Below are 9,626 nucleotides of genomic sequence, written 5' to 3'. Positions count from 1 at the left end.
GTCTGGGTTAAAGGCTGCGACTTGGAAGACAGTTTTTGCCAAATCAATGCTGATGAGTTTATAGTTCATATCGGTCACCTCGAGTCAGATTTTGTGCACCTAAATCATGGCACATTGCGATGCCGAGACCGAGGTGACCATCTCAGCAGCCACCATCGAATAAGTGGATTTCAAATGGATTCTCATCCACATAAAACAGTAAAGCGCCTAATTCATGCCTAACAGAGAAGGCATTACTCATCATGACTTCTGGTGCCGACAGACAATACCATTGAGGCTCATCTTGTTGACGTTGCTGCCATTCAGCGGTTAATTTTTGTGACTGAGCGATTAATTGCTGTCTTTGTGTTGTAACTGGGAAAAGTTGTCCTAGGTAATATTAAAAATGAGCGCTTGCTCAAAGGTTTTTACATCCTGAGTGATTTTACTGAACTTAGCGGATAAGGGATTATCAGAGGATTAAGCAAGCCTCAGATTTTTTATGTTGATTAAGGAGTTGTTGATGAGAAAAACCGCACTGTCGAGCCTTGTTTTTGCCCTGTTTCTAGGTGCTCCGCTGGCGAATGCCGCTAATATCACTACTGAATTTAAATCGGTCGAAAATATAAAAGATGTGAGGGCATTACAGCAGCAAGCGCCACAGCTATTAAGTTCGGGTTTACCGAATGAACAACAGTTTCAACAGCTTAAACAGGTGGGTGTGGATGTAGTGATCAACCTTATGTCGGACAGTAGCAAAGATGCCCATCCCGATGAAAGAAAACTCGTGACTCAGGCCGGAATGGAGTACGTGTATATTCCCGTGGATTGGCAAAACCCTAAAGTAGAAGATGTTGAAGCCTTCTTTACAGTAATGGATCAGCATCAGGAAAAAAATGTTTTAGTTCATTGTCTTGCTAATTATCGTGCTTCAGCGTTTGCTTATTTATATCAGTTAAAGCAAGGCCAAAAGCCTGAGATAGAAAAGACCATGTCGCCCTGGAATGGGGAGTTATCGAGCTATCCTAAGTGGCAGGCATTGTTAGCGGATGTTAGCCAAAAATACGGTTTTTAAGTTCAGTATAGTTGACACTGTCAATTAGTCTCGATATTGTTGACACAGTCAACTATGTCGAGAGCCTTCTATGTCTTCATTGTCACTCAGTGAAACTTTGCACAGATTAGTGCATGCCTACAAAAAGCAATTGCGTAGCGATATTGCTGCACAAGAGATTGATTTACCTGTCACTCATATCCGTGCCTTGAAGGGGGTGTGTCGCAATCCTGAATCGACGGCCCAGTCTATTGCCCTGCGAATGCAGCGGGATAAAGCACAAATTACCCGTGTTCTTAATGAGCTACAGCAGGGCGGGTTGATCACTAAAATCGATAACCCAAAGGATGGCCGCAGCCAGTTGCTGCGACCCACGGCTGAGGGGGAAAAGATCATGACCCAGATCAGTACCTCAGAACGCAAAACTGTAGCGCGCATGACGCAGGCGCTCAGTTCAGCCGAAGTCGATACTTTTATTAAACTTGCCAATCGGATTAGCAAAAGTGTGGATGAGGCGACTGCCGCCAAAAGTGAAACTGATTGCCTTACTCAAAAAAGACCATCTAGTCAGCCAAAAGACATGACTGGCAAAGGAGCCATTGAGTTGCGCTTAACGGCAGAAAACGCCATAGGAGAAAATCATAATGAATAAACCTGCACCACGTGAGCTAGAAGTGATCCGCTCCACTTATATCACTCCGCATATGTTACGCATGACCTTAGGCGGTGCGGGATTCGCTGGATTTCCTATTGATCAAGAGAGTGCCTATATTAAGTTGTTATTCCCACAAGCGGGTGAGCGTCCATTAATGCGAACCTACACAATTCGCCAGCAACGCAATGATGAAATTGATGTGGATTTTGTACTGCACGATACCGACGGCCCCGCATCGAGTTGGGCGAAAACGGCGCAGGTGGGCGATATTATTCAAATCGGCGGACCTGGGCTTAAAAAACTGATTAACTTTGAGGCAGATTGGTTTTTACTCGCAGGTGATATGACCGCCTTGCCCGCCATCAGTGTGAACTTGGCACAATTGCCAAACAATGCAATGGGTTACGCTGTGATTGAAGTGCTAAGCGAAGCCGACATTCAGCCTCTTGTGCATCCTGAAAATGTTGAGCTGCATTGGGTGATTAATCCTGAGGCCGATCCCGAAGGTCGCCCTTTGGTCGAGCGAATTGCCCAATTACCTTGGCTTACTGGCGAGCCCGCCGTGTGGATTGCCTGTGAATTTAATAGCATGCGCGCGTTAAGAAGGCATTTTAAGCAAGCGCATTCATTGCCTAAGAGTCATTTTTATACCTCGAGCTATTGGAAAATCGGTTGTAACGAAGGTGAGCATAAGCTGGTAAAACAAGAAGATGAACAGTTAGAAAATGGGGCCAGTGTTTAAGCTTAAATCCTTTTTAAACTAACCGAGCCATTAAACAAGATAAGGTCGCCAAGTTTGATTTTGCGACCTTATTTTGTTTGCTACTTATGCACATTTGCGGCGAGTACGCGCATTCTATTGATGAACTAACTTACCGTTTTTCACTACATCTTTGCAGGGATTCACGCCGTAGGAATAGGCAAGTTGTGCAGGCGTGGCGATATCCCACAGACAAAAATCGGCTTGTTTGCCGACCACTAAGCTGCCGACGTTATCTTCAATCCCGAGTGCCTTGGCGGCATTGAGTGTTAAACCCGCGAGGGCTTCTTCTGGCGTTAAGCGGAACAAGGTGCAGCCCATATTCAGCATCAGCAGGGTTGAGCAAATGGGGGATGAACCAGGATTAAAGTCACTGGCGAGCACCATAGGTACGTCGTATTGGCGCAGTAAATCGATAGGTGGTTTTTGGGTTTCCCGCAAAAAGTAAAACGCGCCTGGCAGCAGTACGGCGCAGGTGCCACTTTCACTTAAGGCTTTTACGCCTGCCTCATCTAAATATTCGATATGATCCACAGACTTAGCGCCAAGACGTGCGGCCAGTGCGCTGCCGCCCATATTAGTTAACTGCTCGGCGTGGAGTTTAATCTCTAAGCCCGCCGCTTTGGCTGCACTAAGTACCCGTTCGGTTTGCTCAAGATTAAAGGCGATATTCTCGCAGAACACATCCACAGCATCGGCAAGGTTTTCGGCGATCACTGCGGGCAGCATCTTATTGATAATTAAGTCGACATAGCCGTCGCTATTGTCTTTATACTCAGGCGGAATCGCATGGGCGCCGAGGAATGTGGTCTTTACATCTACATGGTGATGCTTGCCGAGCTCGCGGGCAACACGCAGGATTTTCAATTCAGTTTCAGTATCTAAGCCGTAACCTGATTTGATCTCAACCGTAGTTACCCCTTCTTTGGCGAGCGCGTTTAGGCGCTGGCGGCCCAGTTCAAATAATTCTGCTTCATCCGCCTCGCGGCAGGCTTTAACGGTTGAAATAATGCCGCCACCTGAGCGGGCAATTTCTTCGTAACTCGCGCCTTGTAGGCGTAACTCAAATTCATTGGCGCGATTACCGGCAAAGATTAAGTGGGTGTGGGCATCAATCAATCCTGGGGTGATCCAGCCGCCTTTGCCTCTGTAAACGGGAATGGACAACACATCGAAGGCAGGCAGTTCGCTGCGGGGGCCAAGCCAAGCAATTTTACCATCTTTTACTGCGATGGCCGCATTGGTGATCGCACCATAAGGTGCTGATATGGAAGGGTCCATTGTGGCTAAGTTAACGTCTATCCAAACCTGATCCCAAGACATGTATTCCCCTCGCTGTGCTGGCAGATGTTAACCAAGTGATTAACGGTTTATTAAATTTATGTGAGCTGGCTTGTATTTACTTGTATATACAAGCTAGGATTGTAGCCGCAATTTTGAACGTTTGAAAGAGTGAATAGTACCTAGATTCTAGCGCTCTATATTGAGGAAATGTTTTTGGCTACACCTAAGTTTGCAGAAATTAAGCAATACATTATCTCCTCTATCGAGTCGGGTGAGTGGGAAGAGCATGCTCGTGTGCCTTCTGAGAATCAGCTTGCCGATTTGTTTACCTGCAGCCGAATGACGGCGCGACGTGCGCTAACCGAGCTGACGGATAGCGGTGTGCTTGAGCGTTCTCAAGGGCTTGGCACCTTTGTCGCAGGGTGTAAATCCCAGTCGTCTATGTTGGCGATCCGCAATATTGCCGATGAGATAAAAGACCGCGGCCACGGCTATAGTGTACAGCAATGGGTGTTAGAGCAAGTCGCTGCGAGTACGAGTATCGCAATTTCCCTTGGACTTGAGCACGGTGCGACGGTATTCCATTCGATCTTAGTGCATTGCGAGCAGGGCTTACCGTTGCAAGTCGAAGAGCGTTATGTGAATCCCGAGTTGGCGCCTGATTATTTATTGCAGGATTTTACCCAGCAGACACCCCACGAATATTTGTCCCAAGTGGCACCGCTGACCGAGGCGCATCACACGATTGAAGCGATTATCGCCAGCGCCGAATTACAGCAAAGGCTTGAAATCCCCGCCACTGAGCCCTGTTTACAGATTTTGCGCCGCACTTGGTCGCGCCAAGGCGTCGTGAGTTTTGCAAGGCTAGTTCACCCAGGTAGCCGCTTTAAACTCGGCGGTCACTTAACCTTTAGCAAGTAGCGCCAGTGGCGTGATTAACAGATGTAAATCAGTAATTTAAATAGCTGCACTCTTATAAGTTAAAAAGATGAAAACACAATAAAAACAATAGTGCTAACCCGTATTAGCGACTCAGCGAATACGAGTTAGCACCACAGGTTGAAAGAGGAAAATTCAATGGACAAGCGCCACGACCCAAGCCGCCGAATTATTGCACCGCATGGCACACAATTAAGCTGTAAGAGTTGGCTCACAGAAGCGCCAATGCGTATGTTAATGAACAACTTACATCCCGATGTCGCCGAGCGCCCAGAAGACTTAGTCGTCTACGGTGGTATCGGCCGCGCCGCCCGCGACTGGGATTGTTACGACAAAATCATCGAAGTCTTACAACGCCTCGAAGACGACGAAACCTTACTAGTGCAATCGGGCAAACCTGTGGGCGTATTTCGCACCCACGCAGATGCACCGCGCGTACTGATTGCTAACTCAAACCTAGTGCCACATTGGGCGAACTGGGAGCATTTCAACGAGTTAGATAAGCTAGGTTTGGCTATGTACGGCCAGATGACGGCGGGTTCTTGGATTTACATCGGCACTCAAGGCATAGTCCAAGGTACTTACGAGACCTTTGTGTCGGTCGCAAAACAGCACTTTGAGGGCATCTCTAAAGGCAAATGGATCCTCACTGGCGGGCTAGGCGGCATGGGCGGCGCGCAAACGCTGGCGGGTACTATGGCTGGCTTCTCAGTGTTAGCCTGTGAAGTCGACGAGACCCGCATCGATTTCCGCCTGCGTACTCGTTATGTCGACAAAAAAGCCACTTCGCTCGATGAAGCATTAGCCATGATTGAAGAAGCGAACCAAGCTGGCAAGCCTGTATCTGTGGGTTTATTAGCGAATGCCGCCGATGTGTTTGCCGAATTAGTTAAACGCGGCGTTACCCCAGATGTGGTGACCGACCAAACCTCGGCACACGACCCGCTAAATGGCTATTTGCCGCAGGGCTGGACTATGGCTGAGGCTGCGGCCATGCGTAAAACCGACGAAGCGGGCGTAGTGAAAGCAGCGAAAGCCTCGATGGCGGTGCAAGTACAAGCCATGCTGGATCTGCAAGCTGCCGGCGCAGCAACGCTCGATTACGGTAACAACATTCGCCAAATGGCGTTTGAAATGGGCGTTGAAAACGCCTTTGATTTCCCTGGTTTTGTACCTGCTTATATTCGCCCACTGTTCTGTGAAGGCATTGGCCCATTCCGCTGGGTGGCGTTATCTGGCGATCCTGAAGATATCTATAAAACTGACGCTAAAGTCAAAGAACTGATCCCAGATAATCCACACCTGCACAATTGGTTAGACATGGCGCGCGAGCGTATTGCCTTCCAAGGTCTGCCTGCGCGTATTTGCTGGGTTGGCTTAAAAGATCGTGCCCGTTTAGCGTTAGCCTTTAACGAAATGGTCAAAAATGGTGAGTTGTCGGCGCCTGTGGTGATTGGCCGCGATCACTTAGATTCTGGCTCTGTTGCCAGCCCGAACCGCGAAACCGAATCTATGCTGGACGGTTCAGATGCGGTATCCGATTGGCCATTACTAAACGCGCTACTCAACACCGCTAGCGGCGCAACTTGGGTGTCGCTGCACCATGGTGGCGGCGTCGGTATGGGCTTTAGCCAACATTCGGGTGTGGTGATTGTGTGTGACGGAACTGACGCGGCGGCAAAACGAGTTGGCCGTGTGCTGTGGAATGACCCAGCGACAGGCGTGATGCGTCATGCCGATGCGGGCTACGAGATCGCGAAAAACTGCGCCAAGGAGCAGGGCCTCGATTTACCTATGCAAGACTAGCCGATGCTAACGACTCAATAACAATAATAACTAAAAGCTTGGAGCTAAAAATATGAAATCTGTGAATCACTTAGTGTTAACGCCGGGCAGCTTAAGCCTAGCGCAATTGCGCGACATCAGCCGCCATAAGCTGACACTCGAACTCGCGCCAGAGGCCATTACCGACATCAACACTAGTGCGCAAATCGTGCAAAAAGTGCTGGATGAAGGCCGTACCGTTTACGGCATCAACACGGGTTTTGGCTTGTTGGCCAATACCAAGATAGCGCCCGAAGATCTGCAATTGCTGCAACGCTCTATCGTGTTATCCCACGCTGCTGGCACGGGCCAATACATGCAAGACGCCACAGTGCGCTTGATGATGGTGTTAAAAATCAATTCATTAAGCCGTGGTTTCTCGGGCATTCGTTTAGAAGTGATTAACTTCTTAATCAGCCTAGTGAATGCCGAGGTTTATCCTTGCGTGCCTGAAAAAGGTTCTGTGGGTGCCTCTGGCGATTTAGCGCCACTGGCGCACATGTGTTTGCCTATGCTGGGTGAAGGCGAAATGAGCTATCGCGGCGAGTTAATTTCTGCCGCCGAAGGTTTAGAAATCGCGGGCCTCAAGCCAATCGATTTAGCGGCCAAAGAAGGGCTCGCTTTGCTTAACGGCACACAAGCCTCGACTGCGCTAGCGCTTGAAGGGTTATTCCACGCTGAAGACTTGTTTGCTGCAAGCTCAGTGATTGGCGCCATGAGCGTCGAGGCAGCCATGGGTAGCCGCAGTCCGTTTGATCCACGCATTCATGCAGCCCGTGGTCAGAAAGGTCAAATCGATTCGGCCATGGTGTTCCGTCATCTGCTGGGCGAAGAGTCTGAAATCAGCTTAAGCCACATCAACTGCGAGAAGGTGCAAGATCCTTACTCACTGCGCTGTCAGCCACAGGTGCTGGGTGCTTGCTTGACGCAAATCCGCCATGCGGCGGAAGTGTTAGGCACTGAGGCCAATGGCGTAACCGATAACCCGCTGGTATTCCAAGATACTGGCGACATTATCTCTGGCGGTAACTTCCACGCCGAACCCGTGGCTATGGCGGCGGATAATCTGGCGATTGCGATTGCCGAACTGGGTTCTATTGCTGAGCGTCGTATCGCACTGTTAATCGATTCTAGCCTGTCGAAACTGCCGCCATTTTTGGTGAAAAACGGCGGGGTGAATTCAGGCTTTATGATCGCCCAAGTGACGGCGGCGGCATTAGCGTCCGAGAACAAAACCTACGCTCATCCGGCATCGGTTGACAGTTTGCCAACCTCGGCCAACCAAGAGGATCACGTCTCTATGGCGACTTTTGCGGCCCGCCGCTTGCGCGATATGAGCGAAAACACCCGTGGCGTGTTAGCAATTGAATTGCTAGCAGCGGCGCAGGGGTTAGATTTCCGCGCACCGCTAACGCCAAGTGCCGCAGTGGCTAAGGCTAAAGCCGAATTACGTGAAGTTGTCGCTTATTACGATAAAGACAGATACTTCGCGCCAGATATCGAAGCCGCGACTGATTTGTTGTATACAGCGAGCTTTAACACTTATTTGCCAGCAGGAACGCTAGCCAGCTTTTAGGTGCTTTAACTTATAAGGCTTAATCAGCGTTAGTGACTGATTTTCACTGAGGCGTAAAATTGAAAAAGGCACAAACATAAGTTTGTGCCTTTTTACTATTTCCTTTGGAAATACAATTAACTTACTTTGGAAAAGTTTCCTTTAGTCGATATCTAACCGAGTTAACTCAGGCTTAGCCTTGGCAATCTATTGGCAGATATTCGTCGGGAATGTCGCTACTGCTGCATACCCAAGTGATATTGCTTTGCTCATCAACTTGTGGCGATAGATAGACTTCGTAGCCTTGATAATCACCGAGGGCTTCGCCTCCGACAAAGCCGACTATGCCATCTGTGTACAAATTAAATGTCGCAATCTGCTCGTCCGTCAGCTTTAGGGCATCTAATTCAGTTGGCCATGCTTGGTTGGTTTGATAATAGCCAACTAAGATGTCGGTGATCGGCGTTAATGCTTGGTGCTGCTGATCGATACTGGCAATGGCGAGTGTTGCGTCAGGCACAGTCATAGCTGCTGGTGTCGCTTCGGTTGCGGCCGGGGCTTCATAACTCGTGGCTGCACTCATCTTTTCTTGATATTGCTTGTACGCTGGCAACGCAACTGCGGCGGCAACACCAATAATTGCAGCAAAAATAATGAGTCCACCGCCAGCTGTGCCCATGCGTGGCATAAAGAGGCTAAATACAAATGCCCACGCACTGCGTGATGGCGGCGTGTATTCCGTTCCCTGCGCTTTGGCGTCGACTCTTGCCATACGTTTAGTTAGCCAAGGATAGCTGCCGTTAAGCTCGTGCAGCGACATCCAAAAACCACTCGATTCGCGAGCTTGGCGGATATATTGATCCACATTCATACGTTTCCATTGCTCTACGCCAGCGGCTAATACGGCGACGGCATTGGTGGCAGAACGTAAGCTGTTGCAGCAACGTAACCCGTGGAGATCGCAGGTATATTCACAGGCGCGAGAATAAGCCGCACCCACTAAAGGCAACCAAGTGGCGAAGACTAAAAAGGGGGCCTTGCCAATATGATTGCGGCGAATATGGCCTAATTCGTGGCCGATATAGAAGTTAAGTGCATCTTTATCGGACTCAAGCGCATCCACAATCGATGAAAATAGCACTATATAGTTACGGCCGAGGAAGCGGGTTGCCAGCGCGTTGAGCATGCCATCGGCGGCCAACAAGTAAGCTCGTGGTGGCTCTTTCATTTCTAAACGATCGCAGCATGCTAAATATTGTTTATGTAATTCAGGGAATTGCTCAGCATTGATTTCGACAGCCGTCCCTTTTAGGTAGCTAATAAAAGCGGAGTGGCTGAAAAGATAAATAATGAAAAACATCAACACATAGAGCAGGGCCATGCCCAAAGTACCTATGATCAATGCTGCCCAGACGATCCCTGAGATAATCGCTAACAGAGTGAACAGCGATTTTTCCTTCGAATAGACAATATCTGTCATTTGGATGGGATTATCTTTCCCTGCGGTTGGGGTAATAACTTGTTCCATGTTGATCCTTTTCCTAGTGAAGTGACAAGCGGCGTGAAAATAGTCAAT

The 9,626-nt window shown here is 48.9% G+C and carries 8 protein-coding genes; 6 read left to right on the top strand and 2 right to left on the bottom strand.

Features of this window, described 5'->3' with window-relative positions:
- Window positions 1–502 precede the first annotated feature (502 nt).
- The 3 genes from K5Q99_RS14525 (at window position 503) to K5Q99_RS14515 (ending at window position 2,430) form a co-directional block, all read left to right on the top strand.
- Window positions 503–1,054: a protein tyrosine phosphatase family protein gene (locus tag K5Q99_RS14525; protein ID WP_220777253.1), complete on the top strand. Its 552-nt coding sequence runs from the start codon at window positions 503–505 to the stop codon at window positions 1,052–1,054.
- Window positions 1,055–1,124: 70 nt separating this feature from the next.
- Window positions 1,125–1,685, top strand: coding sequence for a MarR family winged helix-turn-helix transcriptional regulator (locus K5Q99_RS14520; RefSeq protein WP_220777252.1), 561 nt, complete (start codon window positions 1,125–1,127; stop codon window positions 1,683–1,685).
- On the top strand, window positions 1,678–2,430 hold the full coding sequence (locus K5Q99_RS14515; RefSeq protein WP_220777251.1) for a siderophore-interacting protein: 753 nt from the start codon (window positions 1,678–1,680) through the stop codon (window positions 2,428–2,430). The genes K5Q99_RS14520 and K5Q99_RS14515 overlap by 8 nt, the downstream gene beginning before the upstream one ends.
- 114 nt (window positions 2,431–2,544) lie before the next feature.
- Here the strand turns inward: K5Q99_RS14515 and hutI are convergent, their stop codons facing one another.
- On the bottom strand, window positions 2,545–3,771 hold the full coding sequence (gene hutI, locus K5Q99_RS14510) for an imidazolonepropionase (RefSeq protein WP_107946190.1): 1,227 nt from the start codon (window positions 3,769–3,771) through the stop codon (window positions 2,545–2,547).
- Window positions 3,772–3,945: 174 nt separating this feature from the next.
- On the opposite strand from hutI, the gene hutC reads away from it, so the two are divergent.
- From hutC to hutH, 3 genes are all read left to right on the top strand, one after another.
- Window positions 3,946–4,653: a histidine utilization transcriptional repressor HutC gene (gene hutC / locus K5Q99_RS14505; RefSeq protein WP_220777250.1), complete on the top strand. Its 708-nt coding sequence runs from the start codon at window positions 3,946–3,948 to the stop codon at window positions 4,651–4,653.
- A gap of 156 nt (window positions 4,654–4,809) precedes the next feature.
- Window positions 4,810–6,477, top strand: a complete 1,668-nt coding sequence (hutU, locus tag K5Q99_RS14500; protein WP_220777249.1) for a urocanate hydratase — start codon at window positions 4,810–4,812, stop codon at window positions 6,475–6,477.
- Window positions 6,478–6,529: 52 nt separating this feature from the next.
- Window positions 6,530–8,071, top strand: coding sequence for a histidine ammonia-lyase (hutH, locus tag K5Q99_RS14495; RefSeq protein ID WP_220777248.1), 1,542 nt, complete (start codon window positions 6,530–6,532; stop codon window positions 8,069–8,071).
- A 172-nt stretch (window positions 8,072–8,243) separates the two neighbouring features.
- On the opposite strand, the gene K5Q99_RS14490 is transcribed toward hutH, so the two are convergent.
- A complete protein-coding gene (locus K5Q99_RS14490) occupies window positions 8,244–9,578 on the bottom strand; it encodes a M48 family metallopeptidase (RefSeq protein ID WP_106648601.1) in 1,335 nt (444 codons plus the stop codon).
- Window positions 9,579–9,626: the final 48 nt, after the last annotated feature.

It is taken from the genome of Shewanella hafniensis, assembly GCF_019655335.1.
GTDB lineage: Bacteria > Pseudomonadota > Gammaproteobacteria > Enterobacterales > Shewanellaceae > Shewanella > Shewanella hafniensis.
Note: the sequence above shows the minus strand (reverse complement) of the source record. Positions and strands in the feature narration are given on the sequence as shown.